The 13,267-nt window shown below is 69.0% G+C and carries 13 protein-coding genes; 9 read left to right on the forward strand and 4 right to left on the reverse strand.

Annotated features, from left to right (window positions below; translation table 11 throughout):
- Positions 1–220: 220 nt before the first annotated feature.
- Together Pmi06nite_RS36650 and Pmi06nite_RS36655 are read left to right on the forward strand one after the other, a co-directional pair.
- Entirely contained in the window at positions 221–1,135 is a 915-nt protein-coding gene (locus Pmi06nite_RS36650) for an ATP-binding cassette domain-containing protein (protein WP_203957810.1), read from the forward strand.
- 4 nt (positions 1,136–1,139) lie between these two features.
- Positions 1,140–1,973: an ABC transporter permease gene (locus tag Pmi06nite_RS36655; RefSeq protein ID WP_203957811.1), complete on the forward strand. Its 834-nt coding sequence runs from the start codon at positions 1,140–1,142 to the stop codon at positions 1,971–1,973.
- Positions 1,974–1,991: 18 nt separating this feature from the next.
- Here Pmi06nite_RS36655 and Pmi06nite_RS36660 read toward each other — a convergent pair whose 3' ends face one another.
- Positions 1,992–2,855, reverse strand: coding sequence for a class I SAM-dependent methyltransferase (locus tag Pmi06nite_RS36660; protein ID WP_203957812.1), 864 nt, complete (start codon positions 2,853–2,855; stop codon positions 1,992–1,994).
- A gap of 270 nt (positions 2,856–3,125) precedes the next feature.
- Here Pmi06nite_RS36660 and Pmi06nite_RS36665 point away from each other — a divergent pair, with 270 nt between their 5' ends.
- Positions 3,126–3,545 (forward strand): nuclear transport factor 2 family protein, encoded by a 420-nt coding sequence (locus Pmi06nite_RS36665; protein ID WP_203957813.1) that lies wholly within the window; start codon positions 3,126–3,128, stop codon positions 3,543–3,545.
- Positions 3,546–3,631: 86 nt separating this feature from the next.
- On the opposite strand, the gene Pmi06nite_RS36670 is transcribed toward Pmi06nite_RS36665, so the two are convergent.
- Positions 3,632–4,225, reverse strand: coding sequence for a TetR/AcrR family transcriptional regulator (locus Pmi06nite_RS36670; RefSeq protein WP_203957814.1), 594 nt, complete (start codon positions 4,223–4,225; stop codon positions 3,632–3,634).
- Between the two features lie 184 nt (positions 4,226–4,409).
- On the opposite strand from Pmi06nite_RS36670, the gene Pmi06nite_RS36675 reads away from it, so the two are divergent.
- The 4 genes from Pmi06nite_RS36675 (at position 4,410) to Pmi06nite_RS36690 (ending at position 8,204) form a co-directional block, all read left to right on the forward strand.
- Positions 4,410–5,009 carry an NADPH-dependent F420 reductase gene (locus Pmi06nite_RS36675; RefSeq protein ID WP_203957815.1) on the forward strand — a complete coding sequence of 200 codons (600 nt, stop codon included), beginning with the start codon at positions 4,410–4,412 and terminating at the stop codon, positions 5,007–5,009.
- 113 nt (positions 5,010–5,122) lie between these two features.
- A complete protein-coding gene (locus tag Pmi06nite_RS36680) occupies positions 5,123–5,875 on the forward strand; it encodes an SDR family NAD(P)-dependent oxidoreductase (protein WP_203957816.1) in 753 nt (250 codons plus the stop codon).
- Between the two features lie 158 nt (positions 5,876–6,033).
- A complete protein-coding gene (locus Pmi06nite_RS36685) occupies positions 6,034–6,714 on the forward strand; it encodes a TOPRIM nucleotidyl transferase/hydrolase domain-containing protein (RefSeq protein ID WP_239114453.1) in 681 nt (226 codons plus the stop codon).
- Between the two features lie 437 nt (positions 6,715–7,151).
- Positions 7,152–8,204 (forward strand): C40 family peptidase, encoded by a 1,053-nt coding sequence (locus tag Pmi06nite_RS36690; protein ID WP_203957817.1) that lies wholly within the window; start codon positions 7,152–7,154, stop codon positions 8,202–8,204.
- Positions 8,205–8,338: 134 nt separating this feature from the next.
- Here the strand turns inward: Pmi06nite_RS36690 and Pmi06nite_RS36695 are convergent, their stop codons facing one another.
- Positions 8,339–9,292 carry a helix-turn-helix transcriptional regulator gene (locus Pmi06nite_RS36695; protein ID WP_203957818.1) on the reverse strand — a complete coding sequence of 318 codons (954 nt, stop codon included), beginning with the start codon at positions 9,290–9,292 and terminating at the stop codon, positions 8,339–8,341.
- Positions 9,293–9,387: 95 nt separating this feature from the next.
- Between Pmi06nite_RS36695 and Pmi06nite_RS36700 the strand changes: the two genes are divergently transcribed.
- Positions 9,388–9,939: a DinB family protein gene (locus Pmi06nite_RS36700; RefSeq protein ID WP_203957819.1), complete on the forward strand. Its 552-nt coding sequence runs from the start codon at positions 9,388–9,390 to the stop codon at positions 9,937–9,939.
- Between the two features lie 166 nt (positions 9,940–10,105).
- A complete protein-coding gene (locus Pmi06nite_RS36705) occupies positions 10,106–10,861 on the forward strand; it encodes an SDR family oxidoreductase (RefSeq protein ID WP_203957820.1) in 756 nt (251 codons plus the stop codon).
- 65 nt (positions 10,862–10,926) lie between these two features.
- Here the strand turns inward: Pmi06nite_RS36705 and Pmi06nite_RS36710 are convergent, their stop codons facing one another.
- A complete protein-coding gene (locus Pmi06nite_RS36710; RefSeq protein ID WP_203957821.1) occupies positions 10,927–13,056 on the reverse strand; it encodes a DUF4132 domain-containing protein in 2,130 nt (709 codons plus the stop codon).
- Between the last annotated feature and the right edge of the window lie 211 nt (positions 13,057–13,267).

Genomic DNA, 13,267 nt, shown 5'->3' on the forward strand with positions numbered 1-13,267 from the left:
CTGGCATCTGCCCACGGTAAGACATCTCGCATCCGTCCGGGGTCGTACCTGGTTGTGCCAGTGCTGCGGCAAAGACGTCCAAGAGGGAACGTCCGAACCTCTCAATGCGGGAGAGGTTCACTTCGACGGCGGGCAGCCGCGTACGTATGACCGTGGACGGACGCGGAAGTTCCGACCGTGGTCAGACGCGCCGGCAGGGATGGTTTGTCACCGTGTTCACATGATCGAAGTAAGAGAGTTGACGAAGCGATACGGCCCGACGCTCGCCTTGGACCGGCTGTCCTTCCAAGCTCACCCCGGGCGGGTGACCGGCTTTCTGGGGCCCAACGGCGCGGGGAAATCCACGACCTTACGCGTCATCGTCGGCCTGCACGGCCCGACGTCCGGCGTGGCCCTGGTCAACGGGCGTCGTTACGCCGAGATCAGCCGGCCGCTGTACGAGGTGGGTGCGCTGCTCGACGCCGGCGCCGTGCACCCGGGCCGCACCGCGTTCAAGCAGCTCGCCTGCCTGGCCCGTAGCCACCGCATCGGCACCTCAAGGGTCAAGACGCTGCTGGAGCAGGTGGGGCTGCAGGACGTGGCGCACAAGCGCATCGGTGGCTTCTCGCTCGGTATGCGGCAGCGGCTGGGCATCGCGGCGGCGCTGCTGGGCGATCCCGGCGTCGTCCTGCTGGACGAGCCGGTGAACGGCCTGGACGCCGAGGGCATCCACTGGGTGCGCGGCCTGATGCGCACGCTCGCCTCGGAGGGCCGGACGGTGCTGCTGTCCAGTCACCTGATGAGCGAGATGGCCCTGACCGTCGACCACGTGCTCATCATCGGACGGGGCAGGTTGATCGCCGAGTCCTCGATGGAGGACCTCGCCAAGCGCTTCCGCCGCGACATCCTGGTCCGCTCCCCGATGCACGTGGAACTGGGCGGGGTCCTGCGGGCCGCAGGCATGTCGGTGTCGTCCGAGCCGCGGGGCGGCCTTGTCGTGACGGGCTCCGACACCGCGACGATCGGCGATCTCGCCGCTGAGCGTCGCATCCCGATCCACGAGCTGACCCAGCGCAGCGCCACGCTCGAGGACGTCTACCTCGAAATGACCGATGAGGCCGCCGACTATCGCGCCGGCGGCAGAAGGAGCCTGTGATCTCATGACGCTGCAGACCGCACCGTCGAGGAACGCCTCGGCTGAAACCACCGTGTCCGTGCTCGCGTCCGTGATGGACGTCGCCGCGGCGGAATGGCTCAAGCTCCGGACCATGCGCGCCGCGTGGGTGGTCTGGGCCGGAGCCGCCGTGTCCACGCTGATCGGCCTGATCATCATCATGGGCCACGTGGGCTCCTACGATCAGGCCACACCGGGGCAGCAGGCGTCTTTCGAGAGCGCCGATCCAGCGGTCGCCGTCATGCCGTTGGTGGCGTTCTTCATCGGCACGCTCAGTGCCCTGGTCATGACGACCGAGTTCTCGACCGGTTCCATCGCCCCCAGCCTGGTCGCGGTACCTCAGCGGCGGACGCTTCTGGCCGCCAAATCCGTGGTGGTCACCTGCGTGGCGCTCGCCGGCGGCGTGCTGTTCGCGAGCCTGTCGCAGATCGGCGCCATGCTCATCCTGGGCGACCGGCCCGCGCCGCTCAATCCCTGGACGCACTGGTGGGAAGCCGTCCCTCCCGCGGCCGGCACAGCCGTCACCACCCTGGCCACCGGCCTCGTGGCGCTGGGACTCGGAGCGGTCCTGCGGTCGGCGGCGGCGACGGTCGCGGTGATCGGGGCGCTCACCTTGGTGGTGCCGATGTTCGCGCACGTCCTGCCTGAGCCCGTCCATCTGTGGGTGGCCTCGGTGCTGATTCCCAACCTCGCTCCCCAGATCGCGGGCGCCGAGTCGGCGTATCTGCTGGCACCTCCGGTGGCGGCGGCGGTCCTGGCGTTCTACGTGGTCGTGACACTGGGGGCGGCAAGTCTCAGTTTCTCCCGCCGCGACTCGTGAGCGCGGTTGTGTCCCCTTTCAATGGCGACGAGCGGTGATGATCCAGGCGCGGGAGTCGAACCAGACACCGTCATCGCTCAGGTGCGCGGAGAGCGTCTCGCGCAGACGCCCGACCGCGCGTGCAGCGGCGGCAGGCTCCAGCCGCTTCAGCACCTCGCTGGTGCAGGTGAAGCCGCGGACCCAGTCGAGGGCGGCGGCCACGTCCGGACCGTAGTAGACCGGCTCGTGGACATCGGTGAAGGTGATGTCGGCGAACCCCGCGGCGCCAAGGATCCGCTTCACGGTCGGCGGGTCGGCGAGCGAGAACGGATCCGGTCCGGCGGAAGCGGCGGCCACCGGCCCCTCGGGTCCTGCGAGGGATCGGTGGATGGTGACGTCCCACTCGTTGCGCTCGTGGGTCTGCCAGACCATCATCACCAGGCGCCCGGCCGGGCGCAGCGCCAGCCCGATGTTGGCGAAGGCGGCGACGGGGTCGTCGAAGAACATCGTGCCGAACCTGCTGATCGCCAGGTCGAAGTGCTCCTGCGGAAAGCGGTGGACCTGCGCGTCGGCATGCTCGAAGGTGACGTTGCCGGGTCCTTGCGCCCGCGCCACCTCGCGGGCGCGCTCGATCGCGGTCGCCGAGACGTCGACCCCGAGTGCACTGCCCGCCCGGGCCGTCCTCGCGGCCTGCCGGGTCGTCTGCCCGGTCCCACAGCCGATGTCGAGGACGCGGTCGTGGAGTCGGACGTCACAGACCCGGCGCAGCATTTGGTTGTGCCGCCGTAGCTCGGCGTCGTAGCCGCTGGTGCCGGGCGTGTGTCCGCCTGCGGCGCGTCGCACCGCGGTCCCTTCATGGCGGCCCGGGGTCGCCTGGGCGCTGTTGTCACTGGCATCTGTCATGAATGACCCGCCTTTCAGCCCCTGAGGCCAGTTACCTCCCCGGAGACTGGCAGGGATCCCGGCGCAGGGGAAGGCGCACCACGATGCCGGCCGCCCACGAGTACGCCCAGGGACCGTCGTGAGGGCGCCTCCGGCCGTCGAAACGGGCGTCCACGGCACAACGCCTGCCTTCCCGGGGCCGGGGACGTGCGTGTCAAGCGTCACAGGCAGGGCCAGTCAGTGTGTTTGCCCAGGTTGGTAGCGTGATTCTGTTCGGGAAGGGGGCCCGCGATGCCTGATGTCGTCGATCGGTTGATGAGCGCGGTCAATGCCCATGATCAGGGCGCGCTGGTGGAGTGTTACGCCCCAGGGGCCGTCGCCGTGTCGCCGGAAATGCAGGCAGAAGGCTGGGACGAGATCATCGCCTTCCAAAGGCACATCGTTGAAGGCTTTCCGGACTTACGGGTGACGGTGTGGGACAAGCTGGTGTGCGACGACACCGTGGTGGTCGAGGGAACGGTCACCGGCACTCACAATGGACCCTTCCTGCTGACCGAGGGCGAGGTGCTCCAGGCGACCGGTCGGAGCGTCAGCGTGCGTTGCTGCTGGGTCTTCACGGTGGAGCATGACCTCATCGTCAGCCACCGCGGCTACTACGACCAACTGGAGTGCTACAGCCAGCTCGGCCTGAGGCTTCCCGCACCGGGGTGACGTGCCGGGGCCAGGCGGGCGGCGTCTCGGCCACCTTGATGGTGTCGACCTTGCCCGTCGGGTCGGCCTGCCATCCGCCGGTGCTCTCAGTCGCGTACCGACGCGAGTGAGAGCAGGGCCGTGTCCACGGCGGAGACGAGCCGGCGTGGGTCGGGGTCGGCCTTCACGATCACCTGCAGTCCTTCGAGGAGCATGGTGAGCATGGCGGCGGCGGCGGGGAGGTCGAGCGCGGGGGAGATCTCTCCCTGTCGGGCGGCGGCCCGCAAACCTTGCAGAAAGCCGTCCTCCACGACGGACAGGATGCCGCGCACGCTGAGGGTGACCTCTTCGTCTCCGGGCAGGAGTTCGCCCGCGGTGTTGGCGATCAGGCATCCGCGGGGCTGGTCCTGCTGTACGGCCAGGTCGATCCAACCGATCAGCACGGCCCGGATCCGCGGCAGGACCGGGCCTCCCTCCAGCAGCGTGGGAGCGAAGTCGTCGGCCAGGCGTGCGCGGTAGTGGGCGAGTGCGCGCAGGAAGAGCGCGTGCTTGTCACCGAAGGTGCGGTAGAGCGTGCCCGGATGTACGCCGAGCGCCGAGGTCAGGTCGGTGACCGACGTCGTCTCATAGCCCTGCGTCCAGAACAGCTCCATGGCGCGGTCGATGACGTCCTGCTCGTCGAAGGTTCGAGGTCGGGCCATGATCTGACGATACCTCAATTTGAACGCTCGCTCTCAAACCGGTATCGTCCATATTTGAGAACGCACACTCTCAAACTCATTTGAGAGTGCTCGTTCAACTACTGGTGGCCGGCTTTCGGCGTGCCCGGAGCCGACGTCCGGGCGATCACTCGGCCGATTCGGCGTCAATTACCTGAGGAACAACATGAGCATCGGAATCATCGGCGCCGGCGCCATCGGTTCGGCGATAGCCGAGATCCTGTCTCGAGCGGGCCTCGACGTCACCATCTCCAACAGCCGCGGGCCGGACACGCTCGCCGATCTCGCGAAGCGTCTGGGACCCCACGTCCACGCGGGCACTCGGGAACAGGCGGCCGAGCAGGACGTCGTGTTCGTCGCGGTGAACTGGTCCAAACTGCCTCGCGCCGTGGCGGGCCTGCCCGACTGGAACAGCCGGATCGTCATCGACACGAACAACTCGATCGAGGCGCCGTCGTTCCAGCCGTTCGAACTGCACGGCAAGACGTCGAGCGAGGTCTTCGCGGGCATGGTCCCCGGCGCGCGCGTCGTGAAGGCCTTCGGACACCTGAGTCCCGACCTGCTCACCGCCGATCCCGCGGCGCGCGGCGGTCGCCGGGTCCTGTTCCTGTCGGGAGACGACCGTGAGGCGCGGCAGACGGTGCGAGTGCTGATCGACCGCCTCGGTTTCTTCGGCCTGGACCTCGGTCCGCTCGCCGTCGGATCCCGTCTCCTCCAGTTCCCCGGTGGCACGCTTCCCGCGCACCACCTGGTGAAGGCCGATTGACGTGCGGCCCGGGGGACCGGTGCCGCCTTCCCCCGGTCGTGTGGACGGCCACTGAGTGATCGGTTCCGAATCCGTCCTGGCGGCACCTCTATATGAACGAAAGAAGGAGTGTCATGTCTCATCACCCTCTGGCTGGAAAGGTCGCACTGGTCACCGGCGGCTCGCGGGGCATCGGAGAGGCCACGGCCCTGCGTCTCGCCGACGATGGAGCGGACGTCGCGATCACATACGTGTCCTCGGGCGAGCGGGCAAGGAGTGTGGTGTCGAGGATCGAGCAGCGCGGTGTCCGGGGTAGGGCCTTCGCGTCCGACCAGGCCGACCCGGAACAGGCCGCGAACCTGGTCGACGAGGTCGTTGCGGCGTTCGGCCGGCTGGACATCCTCGTCAACAACGCCGGAATCTTCGTAACCGGCCCCATCGACGCCGAGGAGACCGACCAGGCGGCCATGGGCCGGCAGTACGCCGTCAACGTCTCGGGAGTCGTGGCCGTCACGCGCGCCGCCGCCAAGGTGATGGGCGAGGGCGGCCGGATCGTCTCAGCGGGATCCGTGAGCGCCGACCGCACCCCCTTCCCCGGCCTCGGTGACTATTCCGCGACCAAGGCCGCGATCACCGCGTACACCCGTGCGTGGGCGCGAGACCTCGGTCCCCGTGGCATCACCGTCAACGCGGTGCAGACCAGCTCGATCGCCACCGACATGAACCCCGATGTCGGGCCGTTCGCCGATGTGCAGCGCTCGATGAACGCCCTGGGACGGTACGGCCGGCCCGAGGAGATGGCCGCCGCCATCGCGTTCCTCGCCGGCCCCGACGCCACCTTCGTGACCGGTGCCACGCTGAACGTGGACGGCGGCTTCAACGCCTGACGGGCTGCCGCGTTCCCGGTCACGCGTCCCTCCCTTCTTCAGGTGCGGGGCTCATGACACGTCTCCCACACCTCGAACGGCGACGGCCGCCTCCGTGAGGATCGCGGAGGCGGCCGGGGACCGGGGAACCGGGAACCGACGTGACTGCGTTGGCACTGGTGCACCGCACACTGACCGGCGTCATCGACCCGCCGGCTCAAGAGAACGAACTACGGCTGGTGACCTTCCAGCGCGCAAAAGGGGATGATCCTCCCCATGTTCGGTGCGAGGCTGGGCCCGTGAGCGACACGCATACCGTGGTCTTGGTCGAGGGGGCCAGTGACAGGTCGGCCGTCGAAGCGTTGGCCGAGCGCCGTGGCCGGAACCTGGCGGCCGAAGGCATCTCCCTTGTGGCGATGGGCGGTGCCACGAACATCGGGACGTACGTCGCCAGGTTCGGCCCTTCCGGTCGCAATCTACGGCTGGCCGGTCTGTACGACGTCGGGGAGGAAGGCGACTTCCGGAGGGGGCTCGAGCGCGCCGGCCTTGGATCCGATCTCAGCCGAAGCGATCTGGAGGCGCTCGGATTCTTCGCGTGTGTCGCCGACCTGGAAGACGAGCTGATCCGCGCCCTCGGGACCGCCGCGGTCGAGCGCGTCGTCGACGCCGCCGGCGAGCTCAGGTCATTTCGCACCCTTCAGAAGCAACCCACATGGCGCGGGAGCCCCACCCACGACCAACTGCGCCGGTTCATGGGATCAGGCAGTGGCCGCAAGATCCGCTACTCTGGCCCGCTCGTCGCGGCACTCGATCTCGATCACGTGCCGCGGCCACTGGATATGTTGCTGGCCTACCTGTGAGGCAGACGGTGACTTCGTCATCGTCCACGGCGCCGGCCACCCGCACCGGCCCCGGATCCCCTCGAGCCAGATCTCTGGCCGGGCGGTGGTGACGTCCTCTTCGTCACTGCGTGTTCCCCCAGGGCGTCAGTGTTAGAGACTGACCGAAATTGGCGAATAGTCTTGTTTTTTCGACCCTTTAGTGATCAAGATGGTGGCACCGTTCGGGGTCCCCGGGAGGGTTCGTGGTCATCGGTGAGGGAGCGGCGGCGATCGTGCCGGGGTGCCGCGGTGGCTGTGGGTGGTCGTCTTCGTGCTGATCAACACCGGGGTCGACCTCGCTGGAATCGACATCTTCCGACGGAGGACAAGATCGTCCCGGCCGGTGAATGCCCGGCATCGCCGGGCTCGCCCGCAGTGCAGCAGCGAATCCCTTCCCCCGCGATGAGAGGAACCCCATGACCCGCAAGCTCCGCTTCGGCGGAAGGCTCGCCACGGTCGCGGTCGCGGTCGCGACCGTCGCCGCCACGGCCGGGTTCGCGCCGGCCGCCGGTGCCGTCCAGTCCGCGCCCGCGACCCCACCCATCGAATATGTGGATGTGTCCGTAGCGACTGTCTGGACCAGCCCTGACAGCCCGCGTCCCATCGACGCTCCCGCGCTGACCAACCCGGTGGACCCCGAGAAGTGGCTCGCCGGCATGACGGTGGACGACAAGCGGGGCCTGACGAGCGGCAACCTGACCCAGACGCAGGTCCTCTACGGCCATCCCGTCTACGTGCTGGCCCAGCAGGGTGACTGGGCCGAGGTCGCGGTGCCGGGCCAGGCCACGCCGAAGAACTCGCTGGGCTACCCGGGCTGGGTGCCCAAGGCGCAGCTCACCAGCAACCCCGGTTACGCCGCTCTGGCCGCGCACAGCTCCTTCGCGCTGGTGGACCAGGCCCCGACCGCGTGGCTGTACAACGACCTCGGACGGCGGTCGAAGGCGCTGAAGATCAGCGTGAACACCCGGCTGCCCGAACTCGCCCGCGTCGGCGACTCCGTCCTGGTCTACACCCCTGACCACGGCACGAAATGGCTTGCCGCCGCCGATGTCAGTGTGTACAAGTCGGAAGCGGACATCCCCGACCCGACCGGCGCGGATCTGGTGAACTTCGCGAAGAAGTTCATCGACGTTCCGTACCTGTGGGCCGGCCGGGCCGGGTTCGGTTTCGACTGCTCCGGCTTCACCTCCACCGTGTACGAGGCCAACGGCATCGCAATCCCGCGCGACTCCGGCGCGCAGGCCACCTACGGCGGTGGCACCAAGGTGGACCGGGCCGACCTGCAGCCCGGCGACCTGATCTTCTACGCCCGTAACAACGGCACCGGCTCGATCTACCACGTGGCCATGTACATCGGCGACCAGCAGATGATCGAGGCGTACGACGCTGCGACACCGGTCCGCATCACCCCGGCGCGGTTCAACGCCGACTACTGGGGCGCGGTTCGGTACCTCACCGCGGGCCACTGACGGTTCGCAGGCGAACGCCGACGCCCGCTTCCGCCGCTGATGGGGCGGAAGGGCCCGAAGCTGCTCGACTCCGCCGATGAGCGGATGGGGTGGTGACGCGGCGGGCGCGTCGACCGTGGGAAGCGGACCAGGCCCTAGGCCCGGTTGAACCGGGCGCCCCAGTCGTGGATCTGCTCGAGCAGTTCGGGCGGGTCGAGGACGCGGAAATCGGCGCCGAGCACGCCTAGTGCCATGATCGCCCAGTCGAGGGAGTCGGCGGTCATGCGCACCCGGCTGTGCTCGGCGTCGACCTCCTCGGCTGTGCTCCACCTGCCGATCCGTTCGCGCACGGTCGCGGCCGGGGCGTCGACCAGGACCTCCACCATGTACGGCCGGGGCAGGTTGTCCAGGCCGGAACGGACGAACTCGGCGGCGTCGGCGGCGGGCAGGTCCCTGGGCCGGAACCGGGAACCTGTGCCGTGCGGCGTGGTGAGCCGGTCGACCCGGAAGCTGCGCCAGTCGTGCCGGGTGAGGTCGTAGGCGACGAGATACCAGCGGCGGCCGAGACAGACCAGCCGAAGCGGTTCGACGTGCCGGTCGGTGAGCTGACCGCCGGCGGCGGTGTAGGAGAAGCGGAGATGTTCGTTGTCCCGGCAGGCCAGCGCGACCGCGGTGAGCACGCCCGGATCGACGCCCGCCCTGGCCGGGCCGTCCCAGCCGGCGGGCACGGTCATCGCGCGGAGCGCCTCGACCCGGCGCCGCAGTCGGGCCGGCATCACCTGCACCACTTTGGCCAGCACCCGCACCGAGGACTCGGCGATGCCCTCCACCGCGCCCTGCGCGGCGGCCTGCAGCCCCACGGCCAGGGCGACCGCCTCCTCGTCGTCGATCACCAGCGGCGGCAGCGCCGCGCCCGCGGCAAGCTCGTAGCCGCCGTCCACGCCACGGTGCGCCTCGACCGGATAGCCCAGTTCCCGCAGCCGGTCGATGTCCCGGCGCAGGGTGCGGACCGAGACTCCCAGCCGCTCGGCCAGGTCGGTGCCCGGCCAGTACCGGTGGTTCTGCAGCAGGGACAGCAGTCGCAGCGTCCGGGTGCTGGTGTTCGCCATGTTTTGATTCTTCCGCGATTCAGGCCAGAAAGTGACCGCTATGCGGCCTAGCGTGAGTTCTGACCGACGGAACAGAACAACGGAGCGCGGAGACCATGAGCGAGAGCACGACCGTCAACGAGCCGACCACCCGCGACATCACGGGCGAGCGCGCCGACCTGCTGGCGATGCTGGCCAAGCACCGGCACTTCCTGCGCTTCACCACCCGCGACCTCACCGACGAGCAGGCCGGGCGGCGGACCACCGCCAGTGAGCTCTGCCTGGGCGGACTGATCAAGCACGTCGCGGCGGTCGAACGGACCTGGGCGGACTTCATCCTGAACGGCCCGTCGGCGATGGACGACGTCACCACCATGACCGAGGCCGACTGGACCCGAAGGGCCGACGAGTTCCGGCTGCTGCCCGGCGAGACACTGGCCGGTGTGCTGGCCGCCTACGCCGAGGTCGCTCACCGGACCGACGAGCTGGTAGCCACCCTGCCTGAACTGGACGCCACTCAGCCGCTGCCGAAGGCCCCGTGGTTCGAGCCCGGCGCGCGGTGGTCGGCCCGCAGGGTGCTGATCCACATCATCGCCGAGACCGCCCAGCACGCCGGCCACGCCGACATCATCCGCGAATCCCTCGACGGCGCCAAAAGCATGGGCTGAGGTCGGAACCGCGCCTTCCCGCAGCGGGTGGACCGGCCACGGGCCGACCCGGCGGGTGTGCGCCCCAGAAATTTTCGCCTGAGCTGTCACATGCCGGAGGACTGTCCTGTCTTAACTGACGACCGGCGGCGATCAAGTGCCCCGGCGAACAGGAAAAGGGATCGTCATGAAGATCGTGGTTATCGGTGGGACCGGTCTGATCGGGTCGAAGCTGGTGGCGAAGCTGGGGGAGCACGGTCACGAGGCGGTGGCTGCGGCGCCGAGCACCGGTGTGAACACCCTCACCGGTGAAGGTCTGGCCGAGGTGCTGGCGGGCGCGCAGGTGGTGGTCGACGTGTCGAACTCGCCGTCGTTCGAGCGGGCCGCGGTGCTGGAGTTCTTCGAGACGTCCACGCGTAATCTGCTTGCGGCGGAGGCGGCGGCGGGTGTCGGTCACCATGTCGCGGTGTCGGTGGTGGGCACCGAGCGGATGCCGGAGAACGGCTACTTCGCGGCGAAGATCGCTCAGGAGCAGCTGATCGAGAAGTCGTCGATCCCGTTCTCGCTCGTGCATGCGACCCAGTTCTTCGAGTTCGTCCGCAGCATCGCCGATGAGGCCACGGACGGTGACAAGGTGCGGATCGCGCCGGTGCTCTTTCAGCCGATGGCGGGTGACGACGTCGCTCAGGCGGTGGGCCGGGTCGCGGTGGGCTCGCCGTTGAACGGCCGGATCGAGATCGGCGGGCCCGAGCAGTCCCGGATGGACGAGTTCTTCCGCGAGGCCCTGGCCGCGTGGGGTGACCCGCGCGAGGTGGTCACCGACCCGCAGGCCCGCTACTACGGCAGCGTGCCGGGCGAGCGCACGTTGGTGCCGGGTGACGGCGCCGCCCTCGGCCGGATCCGCTACCGCGACTGGCTCGACCGGACCGCCACCGGCAAGTAGATCAGCGAAAGGCGGTTCCATGCCGCCGGCCGATGGGCGAGCGCTGTGCGATTCCGAGTGTTGCTTCAGCCGGAACCCCGCGAAATCTGCCGGAGGATGGTCTCGTCCGTGATCTTTTTGTCGTTGGCGAGGAGGAATGCCTTGCTGAGAATGAGGGATAGGCGGCCGTCTTCTTCGAAGGGGAGGAACAACCTGGTGTCGCGTTTGCGAGCGGAGACGATGCACAAGTAGACGTCGCCGGGGTCCATGAGGATGTTGGCGCTGCCCAGGTGGATCTTGTAGGTGCGCAGGTCTCCGCGGACGACGAGGAAACGGTCGGTGAGGCTGCAGCGGTCGGCGACAGCCGTACGGGGGAGCAGCCGCGCCAGGGCGTCGCGGCGCACCTCGGCCGATGGCGGCAGATCGCCGAATGAGATCTCTCGCCAGTAGTCCCGGTAGCGGTCCTCGCCGCGGTCCACCCATTCGGGGTCGGCGGCGATCGAGGTGACCGCGACGAACAGGTCCACATCCCGCATGGCCTCGCTGAACACCAGCGGCGGCACCTCGGCCAGGTCGACCTGGCGGAAAGCACGCCCCTCCCGCCGGTCGAAGCGGACTTGGTCGGTGGCGGCCAGCGTCACCTCATGGCCTGCGTCGACGTCTGCGGTCTCGTAGCAGAACCGGACCCGCCATGCGCCCTCGGCCAGTTCCTTCTTGGCATCGGCGTCGTAGCCGCCGTCGAAGGGCCCCAGCCAGTTCGTCTGCCAGCCACGCTCCTTGAGCAGCGCGTACAGCCGCGGGTGGTCGACGATGTGGGCGGCGAAGCGGTTGGAGTAGACGCGTGTCTGCTCTTCGGCGGGGGTGAGCAGGTAGACCTCGCGGAACGCCTGTTTGAAGGGCTGGCGCAGCCGCCGCTCGGTCACCGTCTCCCGCCAGGCGGTGACTTCCTCCAGAGTGGCGCGGGCGGGATGCCACAGCTGAACCGGAGAGCCCGGCGCGGCCTCGTCCGGCAGGAAGCCCTTCCCTCCCGCCTCCCAGATCAGACCGCGCGCGACGGCGCCGGTGATCGGGTGGTCCCGGTAGTAGCGGGCCCATTCCTCATGCGGCCACACCCGGTCCGTGGTGAACAGCCCCTCCAGGCGCGCCCGCTCGGCCGACAGCGTCTGGCGGATCTCCTTCGCCACGGCCTTGAGCGCCTTCAGGTCGTCGGTCTCCTTCAGTACGGCGGGCGCGGTGCGAACCGTGGTGCCGTCCGGAGATCGGAAGCTGAGCCGTACGGTCATCGCGTCCTCGACCGTGAGCACCGCGGTCCAGTCGCCGATCGTGTGCGTCAGCATTCCCTCGGGGCCGAGCCCGTGATCGGGGACGCTGCGCTCGAGCAGTTGGCCGGGTGTGATCCCTTGGCGGCCGGCGGCGGCGTTGAGCGCGGTGTCGATCTGCTTGCGCAGTGCACGATGCCTGATCGATCGCTGCAGCCGCCACAGAGCCTCGATGGCCGCCGGATCCTGGCAGTCGCCCAGCGCGTTGATCGCGGCGCCCGCCAGCTTCAGGTCTTCCCGCACGTCTCGGCGGGCTCCCGACGTGCGCAGGGCGAGGTCCGTCAGCGCTGGTACGACGTTTTCCGCCCGGAGCAGGGCGGCGGCCCAGACGAACCCGCGGGCCACGTCCGCGTTGGGGTCCGAGACGATCAGCCGGGCCGTGCCCCAGTCGGTGTTCCACTCGGTGACGCGGGCGAAGGCGTCCAGAGCGGTGCGCACCAGGTCCTCGGCGCCGGCTGCCTGGAGCAACTCCAGGCAGCGGGCTCGCCAGGTCTTCGTGGGCCGTGGCCCGTTGAGCTCGCAGAGGTGCTCGATGAGCCGCACCAGGTCCGCCGGCGGCGCGTCGCCGAGGTGATCGCGTAGGGTCATGGCCCACTCGTCACAGGGGACGAGGGCCGATGGCGGCAGCGCGTCGGGATCCGTCCGGAAGGCGCTCGCGATCAGGCGATGCAGCCGACGCCGCTTTCCGGCCTCGATGCCGCTGTCGGCCACGGCCCTGATGAGCGGCTTCATGTGCTCCCAAAGTGCCATTCGCTCCTCGTCCCTGAAACCCAGCGCCAGTTCCACCACCCGCGACAGCCACGCGTCATCCCCATAGAGAAGGCCTCGGTCTCGCATCGCTGTGAACAGCGCGGCCACCTCCTGTACGGTCCACCCGTCCGAGCCGGAGAGAGCCAAGTCGAGCTCCTCGGCATAGCGGATCAACGAAGGCCGTGCGAGACAGATCGCAGCGGCTCGCCGAGCGACGCCCCGCTCCCGAGACAGCCGGCTCCTCATGTCGTGGCGGACCTGTTCGGCCTCACGCCGCAGCTTGGCGCCGCGCGCTTCGGACCAGCCCGCCGGACGAGACAAGGGTTGAGAGAGGCGCTCCAGCTCCCGTTGCCGGGCG

This window comes from Planotetraspora mira, from assembly GCF_016863275.1.
Classification (GTDB): domain Bacteria; phylum Actinomycetota; class Actinomycetes; order Streptosporangiales; family Streptosporangiaceae; genus Planotetraspora; species Planotetraspora mira.

Excerpts from the sequence above, each read along its gene's own strand:
- Pmi06nite_RS36650 (WP_203957810.1), top strand. The coding sequence starts at position 221 with ATGATCGAAGTAAGAGAGTTGACGAAGCGATACGGCCCGACGCTCGCC.
- Pmi06nite_RS36655 (WP_203957811.1), top strand. The coding sequence starts at position 1,140 with ATGACGCTGCAGACCGCACCGTCGAGGAACGCCTCGGCTGAAACCACC.
- Pmi06nite_RS36660 (WP_203957812.1), bottom strand. The coding sequence starts at position 2,855 with ATGACAGATGCCAGTGACAACAGCGCCCAGGCGACCCCGGGCCGCCAT.
- Pmi06nite_RS36665 (WP_203957813.1), top strand. The coding sequence starts at position 3,126 with ATGCCTGATGTCGTCGATCGGTTGATGAGCGCGGTCAATGCCCATGAT.
- Pmi06nite_RS36670 (WP_203957814.1), bottom strand. The coding sequence starts at position 4,225 with ATGGCCCGACCTCGAACCTTCGACGAGCAGGACGTCATCGACCGCGCC.
- Pmi06nite_RS36675 (WP_203957815.1), top strand. The coding sequence starts at position 4,410 with ATGAGCATCGGAATCATCGGCGCCGGCGCCATCGGTTCGGCGATAGCC.
- Pmi06nite_RS36680 (WP_203957816.1), top strand. The coding sequence starts at position 5,123 with ATGTCTCATCACCCTCTGGCTGGAAAGGTCGCACTGGTCACCGGCGGC.
- Pmi06nite_RS36690 (WP_203957817.1), top strand. The coding sequence starts at position 7,152 with ATGACCCGCAAGCTCCGCTTCGGCGGAAGGCTCGCCACGGTCGCGGTC.
- Pmi06nite_RS36695 (WP_203957818.1), bottom strand. The coding sequence starts at position 9,292 with ATGGCGAACACCAGCACCCGGACGCTGCGACTGCTGTCCCTGCTGCAG.
- Pmi06nite_RS36700 (WP_203957819.1), top strand. The coding sequence starts at position 9,388 with ATGAGCGAGAGCACGACCGTCAACGAGCCGACCACCCGCGACATCACG.
- Pmi06nite_RS36705 (WP_203957820.1), top strand. The coding sequence starts at position 10,106 with ATGAAGATCGTGGTTATCGGTGGGACCGGTCTGATCGGGTCGAAGCTG.